Annotated in this window: 6 protein-coding genes, 15 tRNA genes and 3 rRNA genes; 21 read left to right on the plus strand and 3 right to left on the minus strand. The window is 47.9% G+C overall.

Features of this window, described 5'->3' with window-relative positions; all coding sequences use genetic code 11:
* Nucleotides 1-371: 371 nt before the first annotated feature.
* The 18 genes from NYE35_RS04370 (at nucleotide 372) to NYE35_RS04455 (ending at nucleotide 6,760) form a co-directional block, all read left to right on the plus strand.
* Nucleotides 372-1,929 (plus strand): 16S ribosomal RNA (locus NYE35_RS04370).
* 258 nt (nucleotides 1,930-2,187) lie between these two features.
* A 23S ribosomal RNA gene (locus tag NYE35_RS04375) occupies nucleotides 2,188-5,114 on the plus strand.
* Between the two features lie 74 nt (nucleotides 5,115-5,188).
* A 5S ribosomal RNA gene (gene rrf, locus NYE35_RS04380) occupies nucleotides 5,189-5,305 on the plus strand.
* Together the 16S, 23S and 5S rRNA genes with 15 tRNA genes alongside form the textbook arrangement of a ribosomal RNA operon.
* A 57-nt stretch (nucleotides 5,306-5,362) precedes the next feature.
* Nucleotides 5,363-5,439 (plus strand) — tRNA-Ile (locus NYE35_RS04385).
* 3 nt (nucleotides 5,440-5,442) lie between these two features.
* Nucleotides 5,443-5,518 (plus strand) — tRNA-Asn (locus NYE35_RS04390).
* Between the two features lie 5 nt (nucleotides 5,519-5,523).
* Nucleotides 5,524-5,616 (plus strand) — tRNA-Ser (locus NYE35_RS04395).
* Nucleotides 5,617-5,632: 16 nt separating this feature from the next.
* Nucleotides 5,633-5,704: transfer RNA gene (locus NYE35_RS04400), tRNA-Glu, on the plus strand.
* A 6-nt stretch (nucleotides 5,705-5,710) separates the two neighbouring features.
* Nucleotides 5,711-5,786 (plus strand) — tRNA-Val (locus NYE35_RS04405).
* 15 nt (nucleotides 5,787-5,801) lie between these two features.
* Nucleotides 5,802-5,878, plus strand: a tRNA-Met gene (locus tag NYE35_RS04410).
* A 71-nt stretch (nucleotides 5,879-5,949) separates the two neighbouring features.
* Nucleotides 5,950-6,026 (plus strand) — tRNA-Met (locus NYE35_RS04415).
* A gap of 25 nt (nucleotides 6,027-6,051) precedes the next feature.
* Nucleotides 6,052-6,129: transfer RNA gene (locus NYE35_RS04420), tRNA-Asp, on the plus strand.
* A gap of 16 nt (nucleotides 6,130-6,145) precedes the next feature.
* Nucleotides 6,146-6,220: transfer RNA gene (locus NYE35_RS04425), tRNA-Gln, on the plus strand.
* 7 nt (nucleotides 6,221-6,227) lie between these two features.
* Nucleotides 6,228-6,303 (plus strand) — tRNA-Lys (locus NYE35_RS04430).
* A gap of 15 nt (nucleotides 6,304-6,318) precedes the next feature.
* A tRNA-Leu gene (locus NYE35_RS04435) sits at nucleotides 6,319-6,403 on the plus strand.
* Nucleotides 6,404-6,410: 7 nt separating this feature from the next.
* A tRNA-Gly gene (locus NYE35_RS04440) sits at nucleotides 6,411-6,485 on the plus strand.
* A 10-nt stretch (nucleotides 6,486-6,495) separates the two neighbouring features.
* Nucleotides 6,496-6,572: transfer RNA gene (locus NYE35_RS04445), tRNA-Arg, on the plus strand.
* 31 nt (nucleotides 6,573-6,603) lie between these two features.
* Nucleotides 6,604-6,677 (plus strand) — tRNA-Pro (locus NYE35_RS04450).
* Nucleotides 6,678-6,689: 12 nt separating this feature from the next.
* A tRNA-Gly gene (locus tag NYE35_RS04455) sits at nucleotides 6,690-6,760 on the plus strand.
* A gap of 139 nt (nucleotides 6,761-6,899) precedes the next feature.
* Here NYE35_RS04455 and NYE35_RS04460 read toward each other — a convergent pair.
* A complete protein-coding gene (locus NYE35_RS04460; protein ID WP_036686880.1) occupies nucleotides 6,900-7,355 on the minus strand; it encodes a GreA/GreB family elongation factor in 456 nt (151 codons plus the stop codon).
* Nucleotides 7,356-7,751: 396 nt separating this feature from the next.
* Between NYE35_RS04460 and NYE35_RS04465 the strand changes: the two genes are divergently transcribed.
* Nucleotides 7,752-7,946, plus strand: a complete 195-nt coding sequence (locus tag NYE35_RS04465; RefSeq protein ID WP_036686883.1) for a sporulation protein Cse60 — start codon at nucleotides 7,752-7,754, stop codon at nucleotides 7,944-7,946.
* A gap of 151 nt (nucleotides 7,947-8,097) precedes the next feature.
* On the opposite strand, the gene katA is transcribed toward NYE35_RS04465, so the two are convergent.
* Both katA and glgP read right to left on the minus strand, forming a co-directional pair.
* Nucleotides 8,098-9,555, minus strand: a complete 1,458-nt coding sequence (gene katA, locus NYE35_RS04470) for a catalase KatA (protein ID WP_036686886.1) — start codon at nucleotides 9,553-9,555, stop codon at nucleotides 8,098-8,100.
* Between the two features lie 262 nt (nucleotides 9,556-9,817).
* Nucleotides 9,818-11,434, minus strand: coding sequence for an alpha-glucan family phosphorylase (gene glgP / locus NYE35_RS04475; protein WP_341120253.1), 1,617 nt, complete (start codon nucleotides 11,432-11,434; stop codon nucleotides 9,818-9,820).
* 255 nt (nucleotides 11,435-11,689) lie between these two features.
* Between glgP and rbsK the strand changes: the two genes are divergently transcribed.
* Nucleotides 11,690-12,619: a ribokinase gene (gene rbsK, locus NYE35_RS04480; RefSeq protein ID WP_218641970.1), complete on the plus strand. Its 930-nt coding sequence runs from the start codon at nucleotides 11,690-11,692 to the stop codon at nucleotides 12,617-12,619.
* A 61-nt stretch (nucleotides 12,620-12,680) separates the two neighbouring features.
* Nucleotides 12,681-13,445 carry a type I 3-dehydroquinate dehydratase gene (gene aroD, locus NYE35_RS04485; RefSeq protein WP_076105432.1) on the plus strand — a complete coding sequence of 255 codons (765 nt, stop codon included), beginning with the start codon at nucleotides 12,681-12,683 and terminating at the stop codon, nucleotides 13,443-13,445.
* Nucleotides 13,446-13,467: the final 22 nt, after the last annotated feature.

The raw sequence follows: 13,467 nt of genomic DNA on the forward strand, positions 1-13,467 counted from the left end.
AGGGGACTTTGATGTTGAATAGATAGACGCGGAAAAGGGGAATGCGGTTGCGATACAATTGCGGAAAAGTATGTGTTTAGTTTTTTTAAAATAAAGCTTGCAATGAATCTCTATACATGATATATTCTAAGTCCGGCCAAGAAATACACATGCCGAGCTCGAAAAAGAAGTTAAAAAAGAGCTTGACATTAAATAGCCGAACATGATATAGTATAAGAGTTGCTGCTGAGACATTAAACAGCGCCAACGAGAACTTGATCTTTGAAAACTGAACAACGAGTGAGTAGGAAATCACGTAAGTGAAATCCAAAATTAGAGAATTAATTTTCTCGTCAGATGTTTCAAAATGAGCATATCGCTCTTTTCAATACTAATTGGAGAGTTTGATCCTGGCTCAGGACGAACGCTGGCGGCGTGCCTAATACATGCAAGTCGAGCGGAGTTATTTTGAAAGCTTGCTTTCAAAATAACTTAGCGGCGGACGGGTGAGTAACACGTAGGCAACCTGCCCTTCAGACTGGGATAACTACCGGAAACGGTAGCTAATACCGGATAATTTCTTTTTTCTCCTGAGAGAAGAATGAAAGACGGAGCAATCTGTCACTGAGGGATGGGCCTGCGGCGCATTAGCTAGTTGGTGGGGTAACGGCCCACCAAGGCGACGATGCGTAGCCGACCTGAGAGGGTGAACGGCCACACTGGGACTGAGACACGGCCCAGACTCCTACGGGAGGCAGCAGTAGGGAATCTTCCGCAATGGGCGAAAGCCTGACGGAGCAACGCCGCGTGAGTGATGAAGGTTTTCGGATCGTAAAGCTCTGTTGCCAGGGAAGAACGTCCGGTAGAGTAACTGCTATCGGAGTGACGGTACCTGAGAAGAAAGCCCCGGCTAACTACGTGCCAGCAGCCGCGGTAATACGTAGGGGGCAAGCGTTGTCCGGAATTATTGGGCGTAAAGCGCGCGCAGGCGGCTATTTAAGTCTGGTGTTTAAACCTTGGGCTCAACCTGAGGTCGCACTGGAAACTGGGTGGCTTGAGTACAGAAGAGGAAAGTGGAATTCCACGTGTAGCGGTGAAATGCGTAGATATGTGGAGGAACACCAGTGGCGAAGGCGACTTTCTGGGCTGTAACTGACGCTGAGGCGCGAAAGCGTGGGGAGCAAACAGGATTAGATACCCTGGTAGTCCACGCCGTAAACGATGAGTGCTAGGTGTTAGGGGTTTCGATACCCTTGGTGCCGAAGTTAACACAGTAAGCACTCCGCCTGGGGAGTACGGTCGCAAGACTGAAACTCAAAGGAATTGACGGGGACCCGCACAAGCAGTGGAGTATGTGGTTTAATTCGAAGCAACGCGAAGAACCTTACCAGGTCTTGACATCCCTCTGAATCTGCTAGAGATAGCAGCGGCCTTCGGGACAGAGGAGACAGGTGGTGCATGGTTGTCGTCAGCTCGTGTCGTGAGATGTTGGGTTAAGTCCCGCAACGAGCGCAACCCTTAACTTTAGTTGCCAGCAGGTAATGCTGGGCACTCTAGAGTGACTGCCGGTGACAAACCGGAGGAAGGTGGGGATGACGTCAAATCATCATGCCCCTTATGACCTGGGCTACACACGTACTACAATGGCCGGTACAACGGGAAGCGAAGCCGCGAGGTGGAGCCAATCCCATCAAAGCCGGTCTCAGTTCGGATTGCAGGCTGCAACTCGCCTGCATGAAGTCGGAATTGCTAGTAATCGCGGATCAGCATGCCGCGGTGAATACGTTCCCGGGTCTTGTACACACCGCCCGTCACACCACGAGAGTTTACAACACCCGAAGTCGGTGGGGTAACCCGCAAGGGAGCCAGCCGCCGAAGGTGGGGTAGATGATTGGGGTGAAGTCGTAACAAGGTAGCCGTATCGGAAGGTGCGGCTGGATCACCTCCTTTCTATGGAGAATCGTTCTCTGCAATGAGGACATTCAAATCGGAAGCTCAGCTTCCAAAACTCAGGTTTAGGCCTGTTACTCACTCGTTGCTCAGTTTTGAGAGTTTAAGCTCTCAAGTAAGACTTGATCCTTGAAAACTGGATACCGAAACGAATTTGCGTTTTAGAACATCTTTTAGCAACTTGTGCAAACAAGTAAATGTTATTAGTGAGATTTTTCAAAGAAGATATCGTTCGATATTTTCCTACGGAAAAATCAAGGTTAAGCTAATAAGAGCACACGGAGGATGCCTAGGCGCCAGGAGCCGACGAAGGACGTGGCGAACAACGAAACTGCCTCGGGGAGCTGTAAGCAAGCTTTGATCCGGGGGTGTCCGAATGGGGAAACCCAGCTGTGGTAATTCGCAGTTACTCATTTCTGAATACATAGGAAATGTAGAGGCAGACCAGGGGAACTGAAACATCTAAGTACCCTGAGGAAGAGAAAACAATAGTGATTCCGTCAGTAGCGGCGAGCGAACGCGGAACAGCCTAAACCAAGGGGCTTGCCTCTTGGGGTTGTGGGACGTCTCACATGGAGTTACAAAGGAATATGGTAGGTGAAGAGGTCTGGAAAGGCCCGCGATAGAGGTAAAAGCCCTGTAACCTAAACTGTGTTCTCTCCGAGACGGATCCCGAGTAGTGCGGGGCACGTGAAACCCCGTATGAATCCAGCAGGACCATCTGCTAAGGCTAAATACTACCTGGCGACCGATAGTGAAACAGTACCGTGAGGGAAAGGTGAAAAGCACCCCGGAAGGGGAGTGAAATAGAACCTGAAACCGTGTGCTTACAAAAAGTCAGAGCCCGATCTATGGGTGATGGCGTGCCTTTTGTAGAATGAACCGGCGAGTTACGTTTAACATGCAAGGTTAAGCCGAGAAGGTGGAGCCGCAGCGAAAGCGAGTCTGAATAGGGCGATTTAGTATGTGGACGTAGACCCGAAACCGTGTGATCTACCCCTGTCCAGGGTGAAGGTGCGGTAACACGCACTGGAGGCCCGAACCCACGTACGTTGAAAAGTGCGGGGATGAGGTGGGGGTAGCGGAGAAATTCCAATCGAACTCGGAGATAGCTGGTTCTCCCCGAAATAGCTTTAGGGCTAGCCTCGGTATAAGAGTAGTGGAGGTAGAGCACTGATTGGGTGCGGGGTCCGCAAGGATTACCAAGCTCAGTCAAACTCCGAATGCCATATACTTATTGCCGGGAGTCAGACAGTGAGTGCTAAGATCCATTGTCAAAAGGGAAACAGCCCAGACCATCAGCTAAGGTCCCCAAGTGTGTGTTAAGTGGGAAAGGATGTGGAGTTGCACAGACAACCAGGATGTTGGCTTAGAAGCAGCCACCATTGAAAGAGTGCGTAATAGCTCACTGGTCGAGTGACTCTGCGCCGAAAATGTAACGGGGCTAAACACACCACCGAAGCTATGGCTAGATACGTATGTATCTGGGGTAGGGGAGCGTTGTGTAGGGGTTGAAGGTGTACTGAAAAGAGCGCTGGACACTACACAAGTGAGAATGCCGGTATGAGTAACGAAAAGATCAGTGAGAATCTGATCCGCCGAAAGCCCAAGGTTTCCTGAGGAAGGCTCGTCCGCTCAGGGTAAGTCGGGACCTAAGGCGAGGCCGAAAGGCGTAGTCGAAGGACAACAGTTTGAAATTACTGTACCACCGTAATCCGCTATGAGCGATGGGGTGACGCAGGAGGGTAGTGACGCGGACTGATGGATGTCCGTCTAAGCAGTGAGGCTGATGTGTAGGCAAATCCGCACATCGTTAAGGCTGGGCTGTGATGGGGAGCGAAAATTATAGTAGCGAAGGTCATGATCTCACACTGCCAAGAAAAGCCTCTAGCCAGGAGAAGGTGCCCGTACCGCAAACCGACACAGGTAGGCGAGAAGAGAATTCTAAGGCGCGCGGAAGAACTCTCGTTAAGGAACTCGGCAAAATGACCCCGTAACTTCGGGAGAAGGGGTGCCCCGGTAGTGTGAATAGCACGAGGGGGCCGCAGTGAAAAGGCCCAAGCGACTGTTTAGCAAAAACACAGGTCTGTGCGAAGCCGCAAGGCGAAGTATACGGGCTGACGCCTGCCCGGTGCTGGAAGGTTAAGGGGAGTGGTTAGGGGTAACCCGAAGCTATGAACCGAAGCCCCAGTAAACGGCGGCCGTAACTATAACGGTCCTAAGGTAGCGAAATTCCTTGTCAGGTAAATTCTGACCCGCACGAATGGCGTAACGACTTGGGCGCTGTCTCAACGAGAGATCCGGTGAAATTTTAATACCTGTGAAGATGCAGGTTACCCGCGACAAGACGGAAAGACCCCATGGAGCTTTACTGCAGCTTGATATTGAATTTGGGTACGATCTGTACAGGATAGGTGGGAGCCGTAGAAATCGGAGCGCAAGCTTCGGTGGAGGCGCCGTTGGGATACCACCCTGATCGTATCTAGGTTCTAACCTAGTACCCTTACCGGGTACGGGGACCGTGTCAGGCGGGCAGTTTGACTGGGGCGGTCGCCTCCTAAAGAGTAACGGAGGCGTTCCAAGGTTCCCTCAGAATGGTTGGAAATCATTCGCAGAGTGCAAAGGCATAAGGGAGCTTGACTGCGAGACCTACAAGTCGAGCAGGGACGAAAGTCGGACTTAGTGATCCGGTGGTACCGCATGGAAGGGCCATCGCTCAACGGATAAAAGCTACCCTGGGGATAACAGGCTTATCTCCCCCAAGAGTCCACATCGACGGGGAGGTTTGGCACCTCGATGTCGGCTCATCGCATCCTGGGGCTGAAGTAGGTCCCAAGGGTTGGGCTGTTCGCCCATTAAAGCGGTACGCGAGCTGGGTTCAGAACGTCGTGAGACAGTTCGGTCCCTATCTGTCGTGGGCGCAGGAAATTTGAGAGGAGCTGTCCTTAGTACGAGAGGACCGGGATGGACGTACCGCTGGTGCACCAGTTGTTCCGCCAGGAGCATGGCTGGGTAGCTACGTACGGACGGGATAAGCGCTGAAAGCATCTAAGCGTGAAGCCCCCCTCAAGATGAGATTTCCCAATTAGTAAGACCCCTTGAAGACGACGAGGTAGATAGGTTGGAGGTGGAAGTGCAGCAATGCATGGAGCTGACCAATACTAATCGGTCGAGGGCTTATCCAATATTTAGAATGCAGATTCGTTTCGGATTCAGTTTTCAGGCGATTAAGCCTGAGCATTTACGCTGTAAATGCCCGTTTGGTGGCGATAGCGGAGGGGTTCCACACGTACCCATCCCGAACACGACCGTTAAGCCCTCCAGCGCCGATGGTACTTGGACCGAAGGGTCCTGGGAGAGTAGGACGCCGCCAAGCGGACAACCACATTACCCGTGGTATTTTTTTTGCCCTTAATATTAATATGTCTTAGAAGGGCCTTTAGCTCAGCTGGTTAGAGCGCACCCCTGATAAGGGTGAGGTCGGTGGTTCGAGTCCACTAAGGCCCACCATATTCCCTGATAGCTCAGTTGGTAGAGCACTCGACTGTTAATCGAGTTGTCACAGGTTCGAGTCCTGTTCGGGGAGCCATTTATGGAGAGGTGTCCGAGTTTGGCCGAAGGAGCACGATTGGAAATCGTGTAGGCGCCACAAGCGTCTCGAGGGTTCGAATCCCTCTCTCTCCGCCATAAAAATTATTAGCATGGCCCGTTGGTCAAGGGGTTAAGACACCTCCCTTTCACGGAGGTAACATGGGTTCGAATCCCATACGGGTCATATCATGGAGGCTTAGCTCAGCTGGGAGAGCATCTGCCTTACAAGCAGAGGGTCGGGGGTTCGATCCCCTCAGCCTCCACCATATTATTTTCACTGACGCGGGGTGGAGCAGCCCGGTAGCTCGTCGGGCTCATAACCCGAAGGTCGCAGGTTCAAGTCCTGCCCCCGCAACCAATTTACTCTTATACATTATGTTTAGGGATAAGCTGGTATGGTGAAAATGAATAGTATATACTTATTAATGACGCGGGGTGGAGCAGCCCGGTAGCTCGTCGGGCTCATAACCCGAAGGCCGCAGGTTCAAATCCTGCCCCCGCAACCAATTTACACTTATGCATTATGTCTATGGAACCGTGGTGTAGTTGGCCTAACATGCCTGCCTGTCACGCAGGAGATCGCGGGTTCGAATCCCGTCGGTTCCGCCATTTAGTTAATTATTATTGGGGATTAGCCAAGCGGTAAGGCAACGGACTTTGACTCCGTCATGCATAGGTTCAAATCCTATATCCCCAGCCATTTATGAGAGCCATTAGCTCAGTTGGTAGAGCACCTGACTTTTAATCAGGGTGTCGAAGGTTCGAGTCCTTCATGGCTCACCATTTTCTTTAAAGTGTGCGCGTGTGGCGGAATTGGCAGACGCACCAGACTTAGGATCTGGCGTTTCACGACGTGGGGGTTCGAGTCCCTTCACGCGCACCATGTTTTTGCGGACGTGGCTCAGCGGTAGAGCATCGCCTTGCCAAGGCGAGGGTCGCGGGTTCGATTCCCGTCGTCCGCTCCATATAGATTTTGCGCCCTTAGCTCAGCTGGATAGAGCGTTTGACTACGAATCAAAAGGCCGGGAGTTCGAATCTCTCAGGGCGCGCCATTTTATTACTAAGCAGTTATAGTATTGTTAACGGGATGTAGCTCAGCTTGGTAGAGCACCTGGTTTGGGACCAGGGGGTCGCATGTTCAAATCGTGTCATCCCGATTTTATACCTTTGCGGGTGTAGTTCAATGGTAGAACTTCAGCCTTCCAAGCTGATAGCGTGGGTTCGATTCCCATCACCCGCTTATAATGAGAAACACCTGCCGGTATTAGGCGGGTGTTTTTTTGATTGGACATATCTTACGGAGACTTAAATAATAGAAACGCCCCCCTCCTTAATATAGGAAAGGGACGCTGCTGTAGTGGGTTTATAAGGGATCGTCCTTATATAAGAACGCCTACCTCACCATTATTCACGAACTTAATACTTTCGATCTTCACCTCTAGTTGACCTGAAGGAATCGCTAGCTGACAAGTACTGCCGAGCTCAGCCAGCAGCAACTGCATGCCTATAGGTGACAACATAGAAATCTTGTTATCGTTAGGTTCTGCTTGGTTAGGAAATACGATGGTATAGATATCTGTAGTATTATCGTCCAAGTAACGAAGCTGCAACTGGCTTCCGATAAAGACCTGAGAATTTAAATCTTCACCATTAAACTCAGTTAGTAATTGTTCCAGCTCGGAGCAATAACGGGACAACAGCGTTTCAGCATTGCTTCTATCCTTGCTTCGTACCGGAAAGTATTGATTTAGAAATGCGATTTTTTCCTCATCAAAATAAATAAGCTGCTGAAGCAGCTGTGTCCGTGAGCCTTCATAGATAAGACTATGGTTCATAGTAGATTTCACCCCCTCTAAGTAGCACATTCCTTGTAAACTTGTTATGGTGTGTTGCCATCTTAAAATCCCTCCTATACAAATAGAGGTCCCCCAATGGAGACCTTCTGATCAGTATACCAGCTTCTATTTGTAAATCCAATCCATTTTAAAAGGGGAATTAAAACCTTCTAAATATTGTAATGAAAACCTTTGACTATTACATACTTGGGTGCTATGATAGGCTGATGCATAGGCATTTCGTAGAAAACTGCGAAATGCCTATACTGTATTTTGAAGATATTTTTACATTAATTGTTACCTGGGGAGTGATACGCCATGTACATTTCGTTGAGTTCACATATAGATTCCAGAACTATAAAATAACTACTTAATTTATTAAAGGAGGAGATCAGGATGATTCAAGTTAAAGAGTTTGTAGATGCTGATAATTCTTATGCAGAGAATAAAGCTAATGAGTTCCTGGCAGGACTACGGGAGGAACAGATTGTGAATATCTGTTACGGTTCGGTAGTTAAATCATCACGTGATGGGGCAGAGCACCAAAGAACCACTATACTGGTCGTGTATAAGACAAATGAAAGGCAATAACTGGAACACGTTTTTTTCATGTCTATCCATTGTCTCTACGCTGTGCGTTGTGATTGTCATCATTTATTATGTTTTCAGCTAATTAGTAAAAAGAGGACCTTTCCCATCTACGGGCAAAGGTCCTCTTTAGTTTATAAGTGCATTTACAGTCTTACATTCCGTCTGGTACGGATAGACCCAAACCGGATGCGATACGCTGTCCCAAGTCTGGATCAGCCTTAAAGAAATGTTCAATCTGGCGACGTTTGATATCGTTACTTTCAACAGGAGTCATAGCGCCAACGATGTTTTGAACTAGACGGGTACGTTCTTCTTCAGACATTAGACGGTACAAGTCACCTGGTTGTGTATAGTGATCGTCACTATTGTAGGCGACACTATCCGCATATCCGGAGACTTCGAACGGCGATGTTTTATGCTGCGGTGATTCTTTTGGTCCCCCTAAGCTGTTAGGCTCGTAATAGGCTCCGGAACCGCCATTGTTGCCCAAGGCCATGCCACCATCACGTTGATAGTTCTTCACTTCTACTTTTGGACGGTTGATAGGCAGGCTGTTGTGGTTAGGGCCAACCCGGTGGCGGTGTGCATCACCATACGCGAACAGACGGCCTTGTAGCAATTTATCCGGCGAAGCTTCAATACCAGGAACGAAAGAGCCGGGAGAGAATGTGACTTGTTCTACTTCAGCGAAGTAGTTCTCCGGATTGCGATCCAATACCATACGGCCAACCTCGATTAACGGATAATCTTTTTGTGACCAGACCTTTGTTACATCAAATGGATCAAAACGGTAAGTCTTCGCATCCTCGATCGGCATAATTTGCACGTAGAGCTTCCAAGCAGGGAAATCTCCTTTATCAATAGCATTGAACAAGTCTTCTGTATGATAATCCGGGTTTTCCCCAGCGATTTTGGAAGCAAGGTCTGCATCTAGATTCTTAATGCCTTGTTCTGTTTTGAAATGGTATTTCACCCAGACTGTATTACCCTCGGCATTTACCCACTTGAAGGTATGGCTACCAAACCCATGCATATGTCTCAGCGTAGCTGGAATTCCGCGATCCGACATCAAAATCGTTACCTGATGCAGAGATTCAGGCGATAAAGACCAGAAGTCCCATACAGCATTCGGGTTCTTCAGATGTGTCTGTGGATCACGTTTCTGTGTATGAATAAAGTCCGGGAATTTAATCGCATCACGAACGAAGAATACAGGCGTATTGTTACCTACGAGATCATAGTTTCCTTCTTCAGTATAGAACTTCACGGCAAAACCACGAGGGTCGCGTACGGTATCAGCAGAACCTAATTCACCAGCTACAGTAGAAAAACGAATGAACAACGGTGTACGTTTGCCTACTTCAGACAAAAAGTTAGCTTTTGTGTATTGGGTCAGATCTTTTGTAACTTCAAAATACCCGTGAGCGCCAGCACCTTTAGCATGAACGACACGTTCAGGAACACGTTCTCTGTTAAAGTGGGCTAATTTCTCAAGCAGATGGACATCTTGCAGCAAAGTGGGACCGCGGTCACCGGCTGTCATTGAATTCTGATTGTCGCCTACTGGAGCACCCCAGCTGGTTGTAAGATTATTATTATTGGAGCTCATTAATAGAATCACCTCATGAGATTTGATTTTAGATTTAGTATAAGTTCTATATTAATGTTTTTTAAAGAAATTGCAACACTTTTTAAATAATTGGCACATTACAATATGTGGGAATCGTCATTACATCGTTGGCACATTCAGATATATATGATAGACAAAGTGATTAATTGCTTAGCAGAATTAAAAAAGAAACAGCGCATCCCTACCATCACTGGAGGGGTGCGCTGCATTTTTTGATATAGAAGATATTCGGTTCTTGTACTTAGGCTTTAATGTACATTCTGTTGTAATATTCATCTAGCATTCTTTTGGTGGCAAACTCCGTACGGGTGGTATCGATACTCTTTTTCATCATTTGCACCCATTGTTTACGATTCTCGTAAAAGGTTGGGAGCACACGTTTCAATAAGGTGTCGTACAGTGCATCACTATCATGCTTATCCAGCACCTCAAAGTCTGTAGTTTCGAAGCCGTCTCCAATCTGCCAGCCATTCTCACCATCGATGCAGGCTTCCGGCCACCAGCCATCCAGAATAGAACAGTTCAATACACCGTTCATAGCTGCTTTCATCCCGGAGGTGCCGCTGGCTTCCAATGGTCTACGTGGATTGTTGAGCCAAATATCGGCACCGCGCGTCAGCTGGGCGCCAATCGTCATATCGTAATTCTCGAGGAACACCACACTCTTTGGATACTTTTTCATCATCGCTACTAGGTTGCTGACGATTTTTTTACCGTTATCATCGAGTGGGTGCGCTTTGCCGGAGAATACAATTTGTATCTTTCCAGACTCCAGATAAGGTTCGATAATTTCTGGCTGCGAGAAGATCAGGTCGCTTCGTTTATATGGAGCTGCTCTGCGTGAGAAGCCAATGAGTAGATTGTCAGCATTTAAGCTAATGCCGGAACGTTCTTTGATGAACTGGATCAGTTCTCCCTTGATTTCTTTATGCACTGCCCATAAGTCGCCATCTTGTTCGTAGGCTTGCGTCATTCTTTCATCTACCCAGGTAGGAGTATGGATGGCATTAGTAATGCCTATAATTTCTGATCTTCCGGCTACTTCCTTCCACATTTTATTAGCCGTATCGGCGTGTAGCTGGGCAACTGCGTTGGAGATACGTGACAGCCTTAGACCTGCAACCGTCATATTAAATGGCTCGCCGCCGATCCGCTCCATCTGGTCACGGGTTAAGCCGTTGAACGCACTCATATACTCAAGTCGGTCGAGAGGATGGGTTTCGTTGCCTTCTTTGATTGGTGTGTGGGTAGTGAATACTACTTCTTCGCGAGTCGCTTTCCAAGCTTCTTCGAAGGTATGGCCTCCGGACATTTTTTCACGGATTAGCTCGATAGCCGCTAGAGCCGCATGACCCTCATTGAAGTGATAGACATCAATAGGGATTTGCAGCGCACGCATAGCCTTGACTCCACCAATCCCAAGCACGATCTCTTGTGCGATCCGTTCTTCGCCGAACCAACCATACAATTGGCCTGTGATCCAGGCATCATTATTCTCGGGTATATCTGTATCCAGTAAATACAATGTGCTGTTGCCAAAATAATCAGTTTTCCATACTTTGCATACCACATCGGTTTTTCGGACTTTAACAGTTACCTTAACCCCTGTATCTTCAAGAAACTCATAAACATAATTGTGATAGGAGTCGTACGGATTGCCGTTTGCATCAATCTTTTGGTCCGTGTAACCTTGTTTCCACTTCAGCCCAATAGGGATGATAGGGGCGTTGATATCTTTTGCACCCTTAATGTAGTCTCCGGCAAGAATGCCCAGACCTCCGGCATACATTTTGAAATCGGAATGCAGCCCGTACTCCATACTAAAATAAGCGACTGACGGTAATTTTTGTTCGTTCACTTGATAAGCCTCCTAATCACGGATTAGATTGAATTGCAGTGAAGCTGCGGGCATTATCTCAGGTGCAAACGTTTGCTCAAAATAGTGCAGCAATCATTGTGGAAGCGATTGCACCACTATTCTAGCACACTCGATGAATAAAAGCATAACGTCAATTTGGTGAAAACCACCATTTTGAATCCAATTGAGCGGAATTGATTGATAAAGTGGACAGAAGCCCCTAAGATAAAGAGATTGAAGAAATAATTAATGGTGGTGTCTAAGTTGGATATAGTTGTGATTGGAAGCTTGAATATGGACATGGTAGTACGTACAAACCGGTCACCGGATGCTGGAGAAACCCTAATTGGACAAGCCTTTGCTCTATCTCCTGGCGGAAAAGGGGCAAATCAGGCCGTTGCCGCAGCACGTCTGGGTGCAGAGGTTAGTATGATCGGAAGAGTTGGAAAAGATACCTTTGGTAGCGAAATGCTGGAGATTATCAGGAATGAAGGCATTCATATAGAGCATATTTCTGTAAGTGAACATCAGGCAACAGGAGTCGCTTCGATCGTTATTGAAGAAGATGGAGAAAATCGGATTATCGTGGTACCTGGAGCGAATATTGAGCTTACGGTAGAGGATATTCAGGCATTGGAGGCTGTGATTAGCCAGGCTAAGATCATTGTGCTGCAGCTTGAAATGGATCTGGCGATGAGTGAGCAGGCGATTGCGATTGCCCATCGTAAGAGGATTCCGGTCATCCTTAATCCTGCACCAGCTAGAGTGCTAAAGGATGAGATGCTGGCTCAGGTATCTTACCTGACACCTAATGAGACAGAAGCCGGGATTTTGTCCGGAATGACTGTGGATAGCGCAGAGACTGCTGAGCAGGCAGCCCGTATTTTGCTGCAAAAAGGAGTACAGAACGTTATCGTAACCTTGGGTTCAAAAGGTGCCCTGATTGTGAATGCTGAAGGTGCCAAGGCTGTTCCAGGCTTCCCGGTAAAGGCGGTAGATACAGTTGCTGCCGGTGACTCATTTAATGGCGCATTAGCCCAGCAGCTGGTCTTAGGAAAGACTTTGGAGGAAGCTGTGAGCTTCGCTAATGCTGTAGGTGCATTGGCTGTAGGGAAAGAAGGGGCGATCCCTTCATTGCCGCAGTTGTCCGAGGTAGAGCAGTTTCTAAAACGTAATTCGCTGTAGAATAGACAGTACAGGATACTCAAGATCTATACTAGATAAGATAGGATAAGGAGCTTAAATAATGAGCAGAACAGTAACCGTTAAAAATGTGATCATCGGCGAAGGAATCCCTAAGATATGTGTTCCGCTAATTGGAGCGACCTTGTCTGAGCTGAAGCAGGAAGCGGAAGCGCTGAAAGTACTGCAACCTGATTTGGTGGAGTGGCGGACGGATTTTTTTGCTGAAGTGGAAGACGTTGCAGCTGTTAAGAACGCACTAAGCGAAATCTGTTCTGTGATTCCAGATTTACCGCTGATTTTCACTTTTCGGAGTGCAAAAGAAGGCGGAGAGAAGCAAGTCAGCACGGAATATTACACAGCACTGAATAAAGCTGCTGCCGAGAGCGGTCTAGTAGATATAATAGATGTTGAATTATTTAATGATGAGCAGGATGTAAAGCTATTGGTCGAAGCTGCTCATACTCATAATGTATCTGTCATTATTTCAAATCATGATTTTCATGGAACACCTCCTAAAGAGGAGATCATCTCGCGGTTATGCAAGGCGCAGGAGCTTGGCGGGGATTTGCCCAAAATTGCAGTTATGCCCCAAGATGCAGGCGATGTGCTAACTTTGCTGGAAGCTACACACATCATGAAGGAAAAATATGCAGACCGTCCGATTATAACGATGTCTATGGCGGGAGCCGGGGTGATCAGCCGTTTAGCTGGTGAAATTTTCGGTTCAGCGCTTACCTTCGGAGCTGCACATAAACCTTCTGCACCTGGACAGGTAGCTGTGGTTGAGCTTCGAAATACATTGTCGCTGTTGCACCGCAGTCTGTGATTTCTGCTGATTGATATTGCCG

Source organism: Paenibacillus sp. FSL L8-0494 (genome assembly GCF_038003695.1).
GTDB classification, from domain to species: domain Bacteria; phylum Bacillota; class Bacilli; order Paenibacillales; family Paenibacillaceae; genus Paenibacillus_AQ; species Paenibacillus_AQ odorifer.

Excerpts from the sequence above, each read along its gene's own strand:
- katA (WP_036686886.1), bottom strand. The coding sequence starts at position 9,555 with ATGAGCTCCAATAATAATAATCTTACAACCAGCTGGGGTGCTCCAGTA.
- NYE35_RS04465 (WP_036686883.1), top strand. The coding sequence starts at position 7,752 with ATGATTCAAGTTAAAGAGTTTGTAGATGCTGATAATTCTTATGCAGAG.
- aroD (WP_076105432.1), top strand. The coding sequence starts at position 12,681 with ATGAGCAGAACAGTAACCGTTAAAAATGTGATCATCGGCGAAGGAATC.
- NYE35_RS04460 (WP_036686880.1), bottom strand. The coding sequence starts at position 7,355 with ATGAACCATAGTCTTATCTATGAAGGCTCACGGACACAGCTGCTTCAG.